A 14,795-nucleotide genomic window follows, 5' to 3' on the forward strand; every position below is an offset into this window, starting at 1 on the left:
ACCTTCCCGGCGTGCAGTCACGCCGCGGTCGTCCAGGAGGACCCAGTGAAGAAGAGTTCGCGGATCGGCAGAGTATCCGCCATCCTCGGCAGCGCCATCGCGCTGGTCGTGGCCTTCCCGGGCAGTGCGCTCGCGGATCCGCCCACGTCCCTGCCCGCCAACGCGGACGGCACGGAGCAGACGTTCCAGCCGGCGTTCGACTACGACACCGACGGTTGCTACCCCACGCCCGCCATCGGCCCTGACGGGACGATCGCGGGCGGTCTCGACCCGAGCGGCGCCCTCAACGGCCAGTGTCGCGACTCCTGGGACCTGGACAACACCAACGGATACTCCCGCTCCAAGTGCAACAACGGCTGGTGCGCGATCATCTACGGCCTGTACTTCGAGAAGGACCAGGCCGTGGCCGGGAGCGGTCTCGGCGGCCACCGCCACGACTGGGAACACGTCGTGGTGTGGGTGCAGGGCGACGAGGCCAAGTACGTGGCCACCTCGGCCCACGGCAACTTCAACATCTACAACCGGGACCAGATCCGCTGGGACGGCACCCACCCCAAGGTCGTCTACCACAAGGACGGCCTGAGCACCCACTGCTTCCGCCCGGCGAACTCCAACGACGAGCCGCCGGAGAACCACAAGCACACCTGGCAGTACCCCGCGCTGGTCGGCTGGAACGGCTACCCCGCCGGGCTGCGCGACAAGCTGAGCCAGGCCGACTTCGGCAGCGCCACCCTCGGCCTCAAGGACAGCACGCTCAACTCCCACCTCGCCAAGGCCAAGCCGTCCGACATCCCCTTCGACCCCAACGCGTGAGCGACACCGCCCCGGGAGGCGACATGGCGTCAGCCCCCGCCTCCCGGGGCCGGGGGCGGCTCGACCTCGAGGTAGCGGTGGCGGCGCGGCCCCCGGTACTCCAGCGCGTCCCAGCCCAGCCGCCGCAGTACGTCCGCACAGTTCCGCAGCGCCTCTTCCGCCGCGTACCCGGCGCCACTTCCCGGCGGCCCCAGCCACTCGACCCGCACCGCCCCGGTCCGCTCCGCCGCGCCGAGGCAGTATCCGGTCGCCGTACGGCGGCCCTCCGCGTCGACGGCCGACGGCGGAACACCGGCCGCCTCCAGCGCCAGGGCCACGGCCCGCACCGGTTGGCGCCGCTCCCACTCGGCGGGCACCCCTCCGGGGTCGGTGGCGCCGGTGTTCATCAGCCGGCGGATCTGCAGCAGCCCCTCGAAGGCGGTCCGCACCGCGGCCCCGCGGCCCCGGTCGTCGCCGGCGGGGAGTTCCGCGGCGCCGGTGGCCACCTCGAACTCCGCCATCCCCTGCCCCCTTCGGACCTGGCCTTCCACGGCCTCCCGTGGCCCGGCCGCGCTGCTCAGCCCAGTCGCGCTGCTCAGCCCAGTCGCGCCGCTCGGTGCCGTCGCAGACGGTCGGCCTCGACCACGGCGTCGGCGAAGGCTTCCGGAGCCTCCTGGGGCACATTGTGGCCGATGCCCGTCAGCGTCCGGTGGGCATACGGGCCCGAGAACTTGTCCCGGTACGCGGCACCGCCCCCGGCCGGGGTGAACGGATCGCGCCCGCCGTCCAGCGTGACCGTGGGGACGCCGATGACGGGCCCCTTGGCCAGGCGCCGCTCCAGACCGTCGTACCGGGGATCGCCCGCCGCGAGCCCCAGCCGCCAGCGGTAGTTGTTTATCACGATGCGCACGTGGTCCGGATTCCTGAAGGCGGCGGCGGTGCGCGCGAAGGTGGCGTCGTCGAAATGCCAAGTCGGGGAGTTGAACCGCCAGACGAGCCGCGCCAGTTGGCGTCGGTAGTCGGGATTCTCCAGCCCGAGCACACCCCTCTCGGTGGCGAAGTAGTACTGATACCACCAGGCCCATTCGACCTTCGGCGGCTGCGGCCGCTTGTTCGCCTTCCGGTTGGTGATCAGATAACCGGTCACCGAGACCAGGGCCTTGCAGCGCTCCGGCCACAGTGCCGCGACGATGTCGGCCGTGCGCGAGCCCCAGTCGAATCCGGCGAGGACCGCCCGCTCGATCCCGAGGGCGTCCATGAAGGTGATGAGATCGACGGCGAACACCGACTGCTGGCCGTCGCGGAGTGTCCGGGGCGACAGGAAGCGCGTCGTCCCGTAGCCGCGCAGATACGGGACGATCACCCGATAGCCCTCGGCGGCCAGCAAGGGCGCCACAGCCGCATAGCTGTGGATGTCATAGGGCCAGCCGTGCAGCAGGACGACCGCGGGGCCATGGGCCGGACCGGCCTCGGCGTAGCCGACGTTCAGCACCCCGGCCCTGATCTGCCGCGGGGCGGCGAAGGACGGGTGCGGCCGCGCGGCCGACGTGCCCCGCTCCGCCGAGTCCGAAAGCACCCCCGCGGCCTCCGCCGAGCCGGTGGCGGCCCGTGTGGCGAGCGGTGCACCGACCGCGCCCGCACCCACGATCTTCCAGAAGCTGCGCCTGCTGAACATCCGCACCCTCCACCAGTGCGCACCGCTCCCCGGGCCTGGCATCCACCATGGCGCACGGGGCCGCCCCTCGCACGCCGTGCGTCACCTGCCAGGGAGGTGATACGACGCGGGGCGGAAGGGTCTCCGCCCGGGTGGATGGGTCTCTGCCCGGGTGGATGGGCCTACTCGTAGAGCTCCTCCTCCTCGGCGAACTCACGCTCCGCGGTCACCGCCATCCTGCGCTTGATCACCGCGGCTGCCGCCAGCGCGCTCGTCGTGAACGCCGTCGCGATCAGCCACGGCCGGTCCAGCACATGGCAGGTGAGGTGGTCGAGGGAGTAGCGGCCGGGCCCCGAGATCCCGAGCGCCGCCGCCGAGCAGCCGAGCAGGGCCGGGAACTCATAGCCTCCGGACTGGGCGAAGAACCCGGCCGGCGCGCTCACCGACACCGCCCCCGCCATCGTCCCCGCGGCCGCCGCCCCGGCCCCGGGAGTGGCGAACCCGAGCGCCAGCAGCAGCCCGCCGCCCGCCTCGCCCAGCCCGGCCAGCACTGCGCCGGCCCGCCCCGGACGGAAGCCCATCGCCTCCATGGCCTCGGCGGTACGGCCCAGGCCGTCGCCCCCGCACCAGCCGAAGAGCTTCTGCGTGCCGTGCGCGACCAGCACCCCGCCCACGCCGAGGCGCAGGACGAGCAGTCCGAGGTCCTTGCGGTGGTGCATGGGGTCTCCTCCGCTCCGGGGCATGGGGTCTCCTCCGCTCCCGTACGGGCACACCACGGGTGGCCGCCCGGCCTCTCACCCAGTCTCGGTACGCCTCGCGGGCCCCGCCGTCGCTGCTACGCCATCGGAGTGCATCAGCTCCGTCGTGGTGACCGCGCGCAGCCCGCGCCGGTCCAGACCGTCGAGGACGGCGGGCAGCGCGGTCAGGGTCCCGGAGTGGCCGAAGTGCAGACTGACCACGGAACCGGCGCGGACCTGGCCGAGGACCGTGTCCCGCACCGCGTCCGGGCCCGGGTCCTGGAAGTCGAGCGAGTCCACGTCGTAGGAGAGGACGTGCGGGTATCCGGCGCGGGCCGCGAGACGGGTCACGAGGTCCGTGGCGGTACGGGCCTGTGACGGCCGGAACCAGCCGCCGATGGTCCCGGTGAGGCGGCGCAGCCGCTCGGCGCACCCGGCGATCTCCGCGTACGCCTCGTCGGCGGGCAGGGCGCATACGGCGCGGTGCCGCATGGTGTGGTTGCCGAGCTCATGGCCGCCGTCCAGGACCCGCCGGGCCATCTCCGGGTGCTCGTCCAGCCAGGTTCCGACGGCGAGGACGGTGACACGGGCCCCGGCGCGCTCGGTCTCGGACAGCAGCGAGCGGGCGAGTTCCGCGTCGCCCTGGCCGTGGAAGGTGAGGGCCACCGCGCTTCCGTCGCGCGGCCCGTGGTCGATCCGCGGTGGCAGCCCGGGGAAGCGCACCGGTCCGCGTGGCGCGTGTCCGGCGGGCGTGGCCCGGTCCGAGGCCGCGCCCGAGGAGGGCGTCTCGCCGGGACCGGCCGGCCGGGACGACGAGGAGTCGGCGTGCCGGCCGCAGCCGACGCCACAGGTCGTGGCCGCCACGGCACCGCTCGCGGACCGCAGGAGAGCACGGCGGGAGGGAGAGGACATCTGAAGCATGAGAGCACGCCCCCGGCCGATATCCGGCGATTCCTCTCCGGTGGGGTGTGTTTTTCCGTCGATCGCCTCGCACGGGCTCGCGCCGAGGCCCGGGGCGCGTCGGCGGAGCCCCTCGGCACGCATGGCACGCTGGGCCTTCGCATGTTCGTGCACCACCGAGGAGACGAGCCACCGTGTCGCAGAACCACCCGCCGGAGTCCATCGCCGCGCCGGCGGTGCTCGCCGAGGAGCGACGACTCCACAAGGACCTCGGATTCTGGGCCCTGACCGCGATCGGGTTCTCCAACATCCTGGGGTCCGGGTGGCTGTTCGCGGCCCTGTACGCCGCCCAGACCGCCGGCCCCGCCGCCCTGCTGTCCTGGATCGCGGCGGGTGTGCTGTGCGCCCTGATCGCGCTGGTCATGGTGGAACTCGGCGCCACCCGCCCGGAGGGCGGCGGCACCGTGCGATGGCCGCTGTACGCCAGCGGACGGCTGGTCGGCACGATGATCGGCTGGTCGGTGCTGCTCTCGGTGGGCGGTACGGCGGCCGAGATCAGCGCGATCATGCAGTATGCCGCCCACTATCTGCCGGGGCTCTACAACGGCGGCACCCTGAGCGCCTCGGGCCTCGCGGTGGCCGTCGCGCTCAGTGTCGTACTGACGGCGTGCAACTGGTTCGCCGTGCGGATATTCGCCCGGCTGAACAACCTGATCTCGGTGTTCAAGGTCGTCGTCCCCATCCTCACCATCGTCGCGCTGTTCCTGTCCGGCACCCATTCCGGACGCCTCACCGATCACGGCGGTTTCGCCCCGTACGGCTACGCGGCCTGCCTGACCGCGCTCGCCGGCGGCGGCATCGTGTACTCCGTCAACGGCTTCCAGGCCCCGCTCGACTTCTCCGGTGAGGCCCGTAATCCGCGCCGTAACGTACCGGCCGCGGTGCTCACCGGCATCGGCCTCGCCGTGCTGGTCTACCTCGGGCTCCAGCTGGCGTTCCTGTACACGGTGCCCGAGTCGCTGCTGGGCCACGGCTGGAAGGGAGTCGACTTCGAGTCGCCCTTCGGACAGCTCGCCCTGGTGCTCAACCTCCACTGGCTGGCCACGCTGCTCTACGCCGACGCGGTGGTCTCACCGGGTGGATCGGCCTATGTGGGCGTGGCCATCGACGCTCGCCATACGTACGCCCTGGCCAAGAACGGTCTGCTGCCCCGCTTCTTCATGCGCATCCACCCCTGGTCCGGGGTGGCGCGGCGGGCGCTGCTGCTCAACCTCGCGGTCATCGTCGTCTTCATGCTGCCGTTCGGCGGCTGGCAGGACATCGTGAGCGTGATGGGGGACATGTATCTGCTGATCTACGCCGCCTCGGCGGTGGCCGTCGCGGCGTTCCGGGCACACGACCGCGAGCGGGGAGTGGCGCGGGCCGAGGGCCAGGTGCCGGGGGTGCGCTGGATCGCACCGGTGAGCTTCGTGGTGGCGAGCGAGTTCGTCTACTGGTCGGGCTGGCACGATCTGCGGCTGGCGCTGCCCTTCGTGCTGGTCGGCGCTGTGTTGTTCCTGCTGCAGCGGCGCGAGGACGGAGGCACACCGCTGGGGGAGGAGCTGCGGCGCGGCGCCTGGCTGGTCTTCCACCTCGCCGCGCTGACCGTGCTGTCGTGGCTGGGCACCTTCGGTGGTTCCGGCCGCCTCCCGGCGCCGTACGACACCGTGACGGTGGGCGTCCTCGCGCTCGCCGTGTTCCTGTGGGCGGTCCGCTCGGGCGCCCAGCACCTGCGCACCTCGCGGCTCAGCGCAGCGTCGCCGTGAAGCTCCGGCCGTAGGCGTGCCGGGTGGTGACGACGATCCGGGTGCCGCCGGGGACCCGGCCCACCCGGACACCGTCGTCCACCGCCAGGGCCCTCATCCTCCGGCCCCGGATGACGACCGAGACCGTGTCGCGCTCGGTGGTCGGATCGGACACCGCGACCGACACACCGCCGTCCCGAGTCTCCCGCAGGATCACCGAGCCGGGGCCGCGCACCGACAGCCGCCCGGCGTGGTGGGTGCCGGGGGCGAAGGCGTTGAGCGCGGTGATCCGCAGGCCCCGGTGGGCCACGGCCTGCAGCCGGGTGGTGTTGGCCAGGACGGTGAGCGGGCGGCGGGCGTAGCCGCCCAGTTGACGCTCGGTGGCGTTCGGGACGAGGGCGTACGCCATCGAGGTGTGCGGCGCGCCCGCCGCCCGCTCGACCGTGACGGCGAAGAGCTGTTTGGTCACCGGGAGGTCGGGGTTGGCGAGGCGGACCGCGCGGCGGCTGCGGGTGACGGTGTCCAGCGTGACGGTGGGCGGCGGCCCGTCGAGGAAGACATATCCGACCGAGGCGGCCCGGGTGGTGTTGGCGTAGCGCAGCCAGGCGAGGGAGGCGGTGCCGGTGCCGGACCAGGGCGCACCGTCGCGGAGCCGCCCGGTGAGGGCGAGGGTGTCCGAGGGCGCGGCGATCCGGGTGTCGAGGGTGGTCGTCACCGCGCGGCCGGTGGCATCGCCGGCCCCCGCGGCCAGCACCACGATCTCGTCGTCGAACAGGAACCACGACTTGGTGGCATCGGCGTTGCGGTACACCACGAAGTCCTCGGGCAGGTCGCCCGCCCGCTTCGCGGCGTACGCCACGTCGTCGGACTGGACGAACCCCGCCAGACCGTACGGGCCCAGGGCGGCGCCACCGGAGAACGGGTGGGTGCTCCGGGGGAAGTAGACATAGGTGTTCTGCGCCTCCGAGGAGGAGGTGAAGCCACGTTCGGGGTTGTCGTACCAGAGCGTGCCGTACAACTCGGGGATCGTGCGGCGGGTCTCCACGGGGGCGGTGACACCGGCGAGGCGCTGGGGCGGGACGGTGGTGAGGTAGTCGATGCCGAACGCCTGGGTCTGGTCCTGGCCGGACAGATAAAGATGGTGGGCGCCGTCCCCTTGGAACCAGGGCATCAGGTTCTCACCGCTCATGTACTCGTATCGGCTGATCCTGGACGAGCTCCGGGCCAGGGCGAAGGCGTAGCCGGGGCGCCGGTGGACGGTTCTGTCCATCGCGTTGAACGCCACATGGCGCTCGGCGGGCCCGAGGTCGCTCGCCGGGATCGAGGAGTCGGCGAGGATGTCGGCGTAGCCCGCGATGCTCACCGGGGACACGAACCCCGAAGGGTCGAGCGTGGCCTTGGAGGTCTGCCGCAGATACGCCACATAGCCCTTGAGCGCCGTGGCGTCGGCGCCGGTGGCATGGCCGGAGAGGCCCACCACGGCCTCCACGACCTCGGCCGCGTCGGCGTACCCCGTGGCCGGCCGGGACACCCCGCGCCCCTTGACGATCTCCATCAGCCAGCCCTCGAAGATCAGCGGTGCGAAGCCGTCCACCACCCACCCCTGCACGACGCGGACCAGCTGGTCGTCGGTCGTGTAGCCGGTGCCTTCGAGCATCTTGACGCTCTGTACGACGCGGGTGAGCAGGCCCTTGCCGTAGGAGCCCGTGTAGGCCACGGACGCGTGCTGGATGAAGGAGCCGTCGGCGTAGAAGCCGTCGGTGACCCCGTGCCGGAGCTCGTACGGGTCGATGGTGGCCAGGATGGTCAGCTGGTCGGCGATGGCCTTGGTGATCCGGGCCTCGTCGCCGAGGACGGCGCCCTGGAGGATGCGGTTGGTGGTGATGTCGGCGAGGTTGGCGCCGGTGTGGAAGCGTGAGTCGAGGTCGACGTCGCCGTCCTCGCCGTTGCGCAGATACGCGTCCATCGAGGCCACGTAGGTGGCGGCGAGATCGGGCCGGTAGGCGGCGAGTTCGTCCGCGAGCAGCGCCAGCATCTTGCTGACGTGGGTGGAGATGCCGATCTCCCAGGTGAACCAGTTGCCGTAGTAGCCCTTCGACTGGTCGCCGTAGTAGTGCTCGTGGAGCCATATCAGACCGTCGATGACGCGCCGCTGGACATCGGTGTCGCCGTGGAGTGCGGACGGTGTGCCGCCGTCCGGGGTGCGGGTGGCGAGGGCGATCTCGTAGAGGTACTGGAAGGAGGTGACCAGGTTGGGATCGCTGGTGCCCAGGGCGAGACCCTGGAAGAGCTCGCCCTGCCCGGCGCGGTCCATCGCGGTGAGCCGGGAGCGGGCGGTCGCGGCGATGGAGGCGAGTTTGGCGCGCACCTCGGGGCGGGCGTTGGTCTCCGGTGTCCCGGCGAAGACGGCCAAGGTGTTGTCGATCAGCCGGGTGTGAGCGGCACCGGTCGCTTCACCGGCCGCGGCTCCCGCGGCCCGTGCGCGCAGCGGGAGGGCCATGGCCGCCAGCGCGGCCGCCGGGAGCGTGGAGACGAGAGCACGACGCGAGAGGGGCACGGGCACGCTCCAGCGGTCTACGGGGTCCGATGGGGAACCGCCGGACCATTGAAGCAACCCCGGCTTTCCCTGTCACGGGGCCGGAGCGAGGCCGGAATCAGGGGTGCGTGGGCCGGTTCCTGTCGCCAATATAGGCAACGAAATCGTTGACAATCTTGTTGGCCTAGATTTACCTTCGACAGGCACCCACTCAGGGAGGGCACACGATGCCGAAGGAAGCTCGTCCAGGCACCGGAGAGCAGGCCAAGCAGCATGCCTTGGAGCAGCTGCGGCAGGCGATTTTGCGCGGGGAGATGGCGCCGGCCCAGCGGCTGGTGGAGAACGAACTCGCCGAGCAGTTCGGTGTGACCCGGGCGAGCATCCGCGCGGCGCTGATCGATCTGGCCTCCGAGGGTCTGGTCGAGCGGATCCGCAACCGTGGCTCACGGGTGCGGGTGGTGAGCGTGGAGGAGGCCGTGGCCATCACGGAATGCCGCATGGTCCTGGAAGGGCTGTGCGCGGCCAAGGCGGCCGTCGAGGCAAGCGACGAGCAGCTGACCGAGCTGGCCGACCTCGGTACGGCGATGTCCAAGGCGGTCGCCGACGGCGAACCGCTGACCTACTCCGACCTCAACCACCAACTGCACGCCCGCATCCGGGAGTTCTCCGGTCAGCAGGTGGCGGTGGAGCTGCTGGAGCGGCTCAACGCACAGCTGGTGCGCCATCGCTTCCAGCTCGCGCTGCGGCCGGGGCGTGCCCAGCGGTCCCTGGGTGAACACCTGGCCGTGATCGAGGCGATCAGGGCCAGGGACCCACAGGCGGCCGAAGTGGCCGTCCGTGCCCACCTCGCCAGTGTGATCGACGCGTTGGGCGAATGACGCGGGGCTCGCGCCGCGGGGTGGGTCACCGACCTGTCCAGCAAGGAGATATCAGCAATGACGCACGGTAGCGCGGGTGACGTGCCCGCCGCCGCACGGCCGAGCGGTGTGATCGTCACCGGCCCGCCACGCGCCGGGGCCAAGCATGTGGAGGCCCTGCGGGAGTACGGCGTGGCCACGGTGCACGAGGCCATGGGCCGTACCGGATGCCTCGGCCCCGGGCTGCGCCCCGTCCAGCAGGACGTGCGCATCGCGGGCACCGCGGTCACGGCCCTGTGCTGGCCCGGCGACAACCTGATGATCCACGCCGCGGTCGAGCAGTGTGCCGAGGGCGACATCCTCGTCGTCGCCACCACATCGCCGTCCACGGACGGCATGTTCGGCGAGCTCTTCGCCACCGCGCTCCAGCACCGCGGGGTCCGCGGCCTGGTCATCGACGCCGGGGTGCGCGACACCGCCGAGCTGCGCGCGATGGGCTTCCCCGTGTGGTCGGCCGCCGTATGCGCGCAGGGCACCGTCAAGGCCACGGCCGGATCCGTCAATGTGCCCGTGGTGGTGGGCGGGCAGTGCATACGCCCCGGCGATGTGATCCTCGCCGACGACGACGGGGTGATGTGCGTACCGCGCCAGTCGGCCGCCACGGCCGTCGAGGCGGCCGAGGCCCGCGCCGCGAAGGAGGAGGCGACCAGGGCCGCCTTTGCCGGGGGCCAACTCGGCCTGGACCGCTATGGGTTGCGGGAGACCCTGGCCCGGCTCGGGGTGCGGTACCAGCCGTACGCCGAGTACGCCGGGGACGTCCGTGGCGGGGCCGTCTCATGAGCGGGCCGGAGGGCGTGCGCTGCATGCTGATGCGCGGCGGCACCTCCAAGGGCGCCTACTTCCTCGCGGAGGACCTGCCGTCCGGCCCCGGCGCCCGGGACGATCTGCTGCTGCGGATCATGGGCAGCCCCGATCCACGGCAGATCGACGGCCTCGGCGGAGCGCACCCCCTCACCAGCAAAGTGGCCGTGGTCTCCGCCGCCCGGGGCCCGGACACCGATGTCGACTATCTGTTCCTTCAGCTCGGCGTGGACAAGGCCGACGTCTCCGACCGGCAGAACTGCGGCAACCTCCTGGCCGGGGTCGGCCCCTTCGCCGTGGAGCGGGGCCTGGTCGCCGCCCGGGACGGGCGGACACCGGTACGGATCAGGATGGTCAACAGCGGCGACCACGCCACCGTGACCGTTCCCACCCCGGACGGGCGCGTCGACTACACCGGTTCGGCGGAGATCGCGGGTGTCCCGGGCTCCGCCGCCCCGATGGTGATCGGCTTCGAGCAGGGCGGCGGCCCGCTGCTGCCCACCGGCCACGCCCGCGACCTCATCGACGGTACCCCGGTGACCTGCGTCGACAACGGCATGCCGACCGTGCTCATCGCCGCGTCCGCCCTGGACGTCACCGGCTATGAGGACCCCGAGGAGCTGGAGGCGAACGCGGCGCTCGGCGCCCGGCTCCAGGAGATCCGGCGGGCGGCGGGCCGGTTGATGGGCCTGGGCGACGTGAGCGCCACGACCGTGCCCAAGCTCAGCCTGCTGGCCCCGCCCGCGCACGGTGGCACCGTGATGACCCGCACCTTCATCCCGGTCCGCTGCCATACGGCGATCGGCGTCCTGGGCGCCGCCAGTGTCGCCGCCGGGCTGTGCGTCGCGGGAAACACCGGCGAGGACGTGGCCCGGCTCCCGGCGATGGGGGAGCGGCTGCGCATCGAACACCCCACCGGCTTCCTGGACATCGGCACCTCCGTGGACGACGGCGCCACTCCGGTGGCGCAAGGGACGGCCGTCGTACGCACCGCACGGAAGATCTTCGACGGTACGGTCTTTCCCCGCCCGGCCTGATCCGGCGCCCCGTTCCGCGCCCGCACCACCCCTCCACTCCCGCCACGGCACCACCATGCCTCCTCCCCGCCCACTCGACTCAAGGAACTGCCGATGACCCCGCCGCTCGGGGACGTCGCCCACCTCGGGCATGTCGAACTGCTCACCCCCGACCCCGACCGCAGTCCGTGGTTCTTCACCACCATCCTCGGGCTGACCGAGAACGGCCGCTCAGGCGACTCGGTCCACCTGCGGACCTGGGACGACTACGAACACCACAGTCTGACCCTCACCGCACACTCCACCTCGGGCATCCGCCGCACCGCCCTGCGCGCGGCCGGCGCGGAAGCCCTCCACCGCCGGGTGGAGGAGGCCGAGGCCGCCGGGCTCCCCGGGCGCTGGGCCGATGCCATGTCCTCCATACCCACCCCTCGCGCCGCCGGTTCGCGCGGCAGGGCACTCGCGGTCCTCGTGGTCGCGCTGTGCTGGACGGTCGTCCTCTTCGACGGCCTCGACCTGTTCATCTACGGTGCCGTGCTGCCCGGCATGCTCGGCGACCCCGACCTCGGGCTGAGCCCCGGCCGGGCCGGTGACCTCGGCAGCTACGCCACGTTCGGCATGTTGCTCGGCGCCCTGTCGGCGGGCATCGTCACCGACCGGATCGGACGCAAGAAGGTGATCATCGGCTGTACCACGGTGTTCTCCCTGGTGTCCGCCGTCTGCGCCATGGCCCCCGGCCTGGGGGTCTTCGGCGTCGCCCGGTTCGTCGCCGGCTCGGCCTGGGCGGTCTGCTGCCCACCACCATCACCCTGGTCGCCGAATACGCCCCGCGCGGCCGCGGCAACCTCATGATCGGTCTGTTGATGACCGCCCATCAGGCGGGCGGCATCCTGGCGGCGTTGCTGGGCCTGTGGCTGGTGGAGCCGTTCGGCTGGCGCTCCGCCTTCTGGGTCGGGCTGGCGCCGCTGGTCGTCGCGGTGCCGCTGGTGGCGATGTACCTCCCCGAGTCGCTCGGTTTCCTCCTCGCCCGCGAGCGTACCGACGAGGCCCGCCGGCTCGCCGACCGGTACGGGGTCGAACTGCCCGCCGGCGAACCGGCCACCGGGATCTCGCCCGACCGCCGCCACGCCCTGTTCGCGCTGTTCCGCGACGGCCAGTGGAGGAAGACCCTGCTGTTCTGGTGCGCCTCCTTCGGCGGGCTGCTCCTCGTCTACGGCGTCAGCACCTGGCTGCCGACCATGATGCGCGGTCAGGGCTATGAACTCGGCTCCGCCCTGGCCTTCCTCATCGTCATCAACCTCGTCGGCATGCTGGTGGCCGGGCGCATCGCCGACGGCTTCGGCGCCGCCCGGGTGGCGGCGGTCTGGTTCGGCTGCACCGCCGTCGGCATCTATCTGCTGGGCATCCATATGCCGCTGGCGCTCACCTACATCGTGGTCTTCCTGACCGGTCTGTGGCTCTTCAGCGCCCAGACCATGGTCTACGCGACCGTCGCGGGGCGCTCCACCACCGAGAACCGTGCCACCGCCGTCGGCTGGACCTCCGGCATGGGCCGCTTCGGCGCCGTCTTCGGGCCCTGGCTCGGCGGGCGGCTCGTCGCCAACGAGGCGCAGGACTGGGGCTTCACCGTGTTCGCCGCCACCGCGCTGTTCGCCGCCGTGATGATCGGCCTCACCGGCCTCCGTACCGTGCGGAGCACACCGCGGAGCGGCCCCGCACGGCCCGTGTCCACCCCTGGCTGACGTATTCCACCACCGGCTGACGTCTCCACCCCTGGCCGACGTGTCCGCCCCTGCCCGGCCACGCCGCACAGCGGGGTCACAGCAACGCCTCATGCCCGTCAAAGGTTCGCGGTCTAGCCTCCGGGCATGCCGATGACGCGCTCCACGGACGAGGCACTGGCACGGGGCGCCGTGCTCGCCCTGATCGCCCAGGCGGAGCTGACGCCCAAACCGGGCCTCGCCGACACCCGCGATCTCCAGGCCCGCGCCACCGGTGCGGATCTGCTCGCGCTGCGCTGGTCGGCCAAGGCGCTGACGCCCGGGTTCGCGGCCATGGCCGCCGCGGCCCGCCGTCCCGGGGAGCCGACCCGGGCGCTGCGCGAGGAGTTGGGTGCCATCGGCCGCTGTGCCGAGTGGACGATGGCACGGGCCGGTGGCGGCGCGGCCACCGGCCCCCTCCACCACGGCGCGCTGTGGGTGATGGGCCTGCTGGTGGCGGCCGCCGCGCTGCGCCCCGGCGCCGGGCCCGACGAGGTGACCGCCACCGCCAAACGGATCGCGGACCACCCCGACCGCGGCGCACCGCGCCGCCCCTCACCGGGCTCGCACGTCTCCGCCACCTATGGGGCGCCGGGCGCGCGCGGCGAGGCACGGGCCGCCTTTCCCCATGTGCGCCGCGCCCTGGACGCCCTGTCCCGGGTGCGTGCGGCGGGGGCCACCGAAACCCAGGCGCGCCTGGACGCGCTGCTCACCGTGATGAGCACCCTCCAGGACACCGGGCCGCTGTACCGGGCGGGCCCGCCCGGCCTCCGGCGGGTGAAGGAGGGGGCGCATACCGTGCTCGAGGCGGGCGGCACCGCCACGCCCGAGGGCGCCGCCGCCCTGGCCGCGCTGGACACCGAGCTGCGGGAGCTGGACATCGCGCCGCGCGGAAGCGCCACGCTGCTCGCGGGCGCCCTGTTCCTGGACGGCCTCCCGGCACCGGCGGTCACGGTACCGGCGATCACGGCGCCGTCCGGGCGGTGACTCCCCTCGGACTTCGGGCTTCCGGGTGTTCAGTCCTTCGCCGGTGCCGTCAGCCCGTGGCGCTGGAGGAAGGCGTCGACGAGCCGGTCGGTGAACTTCTGGCCGACGGGTTCGCCGGTCACCAGCACCCGGTAGTAGACGGGGCCCATGAGCTGGTCGGTCTCGGCCGTCAGATCGAGGCCGGGCGACAACTCCCCGCGCTCCAGGGCCCGTTCCAGCGGAAGGCGGTCGCGGCGGCGCTGGTCGTCGAGGTACCGGGACCGGAAGTCCTCGGCGAACGCCGGATCGTGCTGCGCATGGGCGATCAGCGCCTTGAAGACGGCACCGGAGTCGGACGCGCTGAGGAACCAGGCCAGCTCGCGCAGATAGGTGCGCAGGTCCCGGGCGAGGTCACCGTGGTCGCGCACGGTCAGGTCCTCGGCCACGTCCTGGAGGAAGGCGTCCATGAGGACGCCGGTCTTGGTGCTCCACCAGCGGTAGATGGTCTGCTTGGCGACACCGGCCCGGGTGGCGATGCCCTCCATGGTGACGCCCGCGAAGCCCTTCTCGACCAGCAGGTCGTCGGCCGCGTTCAGCACCGCGAGCCGGGCCTGCTCGCTGCGTCCGTGCCGGTTGCCGTGGTGGCGTGCCGCCGGTCGGCCGGTGCCTGGTGTCCCGGTGGTCTGTGTCGCGCGTGCCATCTCGCCTCCCCGGTCAGGATAGCGACCCGCCGGGGCCGCTCCGACCGGGAGGCCCTCCCGGCGTGGGGGGCGGCATTACGCGTCAGCCGCCGCGTCCGGGGCACATGGCTGGGCCCGCCTGCCGGTGGGAGATCACCGGCCCGCGGGCCCGGGTGCCGAGAGGGGGCTAGGGCCTGTCTGGAGTTGTGATCTGGGCTCGCGGGGCGTGGCACGCACGCTCGCGGCGTTGCC

General features: G+C 72.5%; 13 protein-coding genes and 1 pseudogene. 8 read left to right on the forward strand and 6 right to left on the reverse strand.

What is annotated here, in order from left to right; all coding sequences use genetic code 11:
* Positions 1-45 precede the first annotated feature (45 nt).
* On the forward strand, positions 46-813 hold the full coding sequence (locus tag LIV37_RS46525; protein ID WP_020874035.1) for an NPP1 family protein: 768 nt from the start codon (positions 46-48) through the stop codon (positions 811-813).
* 29 nt (positions 814-842) lie between these two features.
* Here LIV37_RS46525 and LIV37_RS46530 read toward each other — a convergent pair whose 3' ends face one another.
* From LIV37_RS46530 to LIV37_RS46545, 4 genes are all read right to left on the reverse strand, one after another.
* The gene (locus tag LIV37_RS46530) at positions 843-1,313 is read right to left on the reverse strand and encodes a hypothetical protein (protein ID WP_020874036.1); all 471 of its coding nucleotides are present in this window, start codon (positions 1,311-1,313) and stop codon (positions 843-845) included.
* A 74-nt stretch (positions 1,314-1,387) separates the two neighbouring features.
* Positions 1,388-2,467, reverse strand: a complete 1,080-nt coding sequence (locus LIV37_RS46535; RefSeq protein ID WP_020874037.1) for an alpha/beta fold hydrolase — start codon at positions 2,465-2,467, stop codon at positions 1,388-1,390.
* 161 nt (positions 2,468-2,628) lie between these two features.
* The gene (locus LIV37_RS46540; protein ID WP_020874038.1) at positions 2,629-3,165 is read right to left on the reverse strand and encodes a DoxX family membrane protein; all 537 of its coding nucleotides are present in this window, start codon (positions 3,163-3,165) and stop codon (positions 2,629-2,631) included.
* A 75-nt stretch (positions 3,166-3,240) separates the two neighbouring features.
* A complete protein-coding gene (locus LIV37_RS46545) occupies positions 3,241-4,095 on the reverse strand; it encodes a polysaccharide deacetylase family protein (protein ID WP_121826729.1) in 855 nt (284 codons plus the stop codon).
* Positions 4,096-4,277: 182 nt separating this feature from the next.
* On the opposite strand from LIV37_RS46545, the gene LIV37_RS46550 reads away from it, so the two are divergent.
* Entirely contained in the window at positions 4,278-5,888 is a 1,611-nt protein-coding gene (locus tag LIV37_RS46550) for an APC family permease (protein ID WP_020874040.1), read from the forward strand.
* On the opposite strand, the gene LIV37_RS46555 is transcribed toward LIV37_RS46550, so the two are convergent.
* Positions 5,869-8,424, reverse strand: coding sequence for a polysaccharide lyase family 8 super-sandwich domain-containing protein (locus LIV37_RS46555; RefSeq protein WP_020874041.1), 2,556 nt, complete (start codon positions 8,422-8,424; stop codon positions 5,869-5,871). The two genes, LIV37_RS46550 and LIV37_RS46555, sit on opposite strands and share 20 nt — an antisense overlap.
* A 206-nt stretch (positions 8,425-8,630) precedes the next feature.
* On the opposite strand from LIV37_RS46555, the gene LIV37_RS46560 reads away from it, so the two are divergent.
* The 6 genes and pseudogenes from LIV37_RS46560 to LIV37_RS46585 all read left to right on the forward strand — a co-directional run bounded on the left by LIV37_RS46560 (position 8,631) and on the right by LIV37_RS46585 (position 13,884).
* The gene (locus LIV37_RS46560) at positions 8,631-9,281 is read left to right on the forward strand and encodes a GntR family transcriptional regulator (protein ID WP_121826563.1); all 651 of its coding nucleotides are present in this window, start codon (positions 8,631-8,633) and stop codon (positions 9,279-9,281) included.
* Between the two features lie 57 nt (positions 9,282-9,338).
* A complete protein-coding gene (locus tag LIV37_RS46565) occupies positions 9,339-10,100 on the forward strand; it encodes a 4-carboxy-4-hydroxy-2-oxoadipate aldolase/oxaloacetate decarboxylase (protein ID WP_020874043.1) in 762 nt (253 codons plus the stop codon).
* Positions 10,097-11,158 (forward strand): 4-oxalomesaconate tautomerase, encoded by a 1,062-nt coding sequence (locus LIV37_RS46570; protein ID WP_121826562.1) that lies wholly within the window; start codon positions 10,097-10,099, stop codon positions 11,156-11,158. The genes LIV37_RS46565 and LIV37_RS46570 overlap by 4 nt, the downstream gene beginning before the upstream one ends.
* A gap of 525 nt (positions 11,159-11,683) precedes the next feature.
* Positions 11,684-12,411, forward strand: a pseudogene (locus LIV37_RS46575) (MFS transporter); the annotation flags it as partial.
* A 33-nt stretch (positions 12,412-12,444) separates the two neighbouring features.
* On the forward strand, positions 12,445-12,879 hold the full coding sequence (locus LIV37_RS46580; protein ID WP_251983410.1) for an MFS transporter: 435 nt from the start codon (positions 12,445-12,447) through the stop codon (positions 12,877-12,879).
* Positions 12,880-13,011: 132 nt separating this feature from the next.
* Entirely contained in the window at positions 13,012-13,884 is an 873-nt protein-coding gene (locus tag LIV37_RS46585; RefSeq protein WP_121826728.1) for a triphosphoribosyl-dephospho-CoA synthase, read from the forward strand.
* 29 nt (positions 13,885-13,913) lie between these two features.
* Here the strand turns inward: LIV37_RS46585 and LIV37_RS46590 are convergent, their stop codons facing one another.
* Positions 13,914-14,564: a TetR/AcrR family transcriptional regulator gene (locus LIV37_RS46590; protein ID WP_020874046.1), complete on the reverse strand. Its 651-nt coding sequence runs from the start codon at positions 14,562-14,564 to the stop codon at positions 13,914-13,916.
* Positions 14,565-14,795 lie beyond the last annotated feature (231 nt).

Origin of the sequence: Streptomyces rapamycinicus NRRL 5491 (assembly GCF_024298965.1) — a bacterium.
Classification (GTDB): Bacteria; Actinomycetota; Actinomycetes; order Streptomycetales; family Streptomycetaceae; genus Streptomyces; species Streptomyces rapamycinicus.

Excerpts from the sequence above, each read along its gene's own strand:
- LIV37_RS46530 (WP_020874036.1), bottom strand. The coding sequence starts at position 1,313 with ATGGCGGAGTTCGAGGTGGCCACCGGCGCCGCGGAACTCCCCGCCGGC.
- LIV37_RS46535 (WP_020874037.1), bottom strand. The coding sequence starts at position 2,467 with ATGTTCAGCAGGCGCAGCTTCTGGAAGATCGTGGGTGCGGGCGCGGTC.
- LIV37_RS46540 (WP_020874038.1), bottom strand. The coding sequence starts at position 3,165 with ATGCACCACCGCAAGGACCTCGGACTGCTCGTCCTGCGCCTCGGCGTG.
- LIV37_RS46545 (WP_121826729.1), bottom strand. The coding sequence starts at position 4,095 with ATGTCCTCTCCCTCCCGCCGTGCTCTCCTGCGGTCCGCGAGCGGTGCC.
- LIV37_RS46560 (WP_121826563.1), top strand. The coding sequence starts at position 8,631 with ATGCCGAAGGAAGCTCGTCCAGGCACCGGAGAGCAGGCCAAGCAGCAT.
- LIV37_RS46565 (WP_020874043.1), top strand. The coding sequence starts at position 9,339 with ATGACGCACGGTAGCGCGGGTGACGTGCCCGCCGCCGCACGGCCGAGC.
- LIV37_RS46570 (WP_121826562.1), top strand. The coding sequence starts at position 10,097 with ATGAGCGGGCCGGAGGGCGTGCGCTGCATGCTGATGCGCGGCGGCACC.
- LIV37_RS46580 (WP_251983410.1), top strand. The coding sequence starts at position 12,445 with ATGCTGGTGGCCGGGCGCATCGCCGACGGCTTCGGCGCCGCCCGGGTG.
- LIV37_RS46585 (WP_121826728.1), top strand. The coding sequence starts at position 13,012 with ATGACGCGCTCCACGGACGAGGCACTGGCACGGGGCGCCGTGCTCGCC.
- LIV37_RS46590 (WP_020874046.1), bottom strand. The coding sequence starts at position 14,564 with ATGGCACGCGCGACACAGACCACCGGGACACCAGGCACCGGCCGACCG.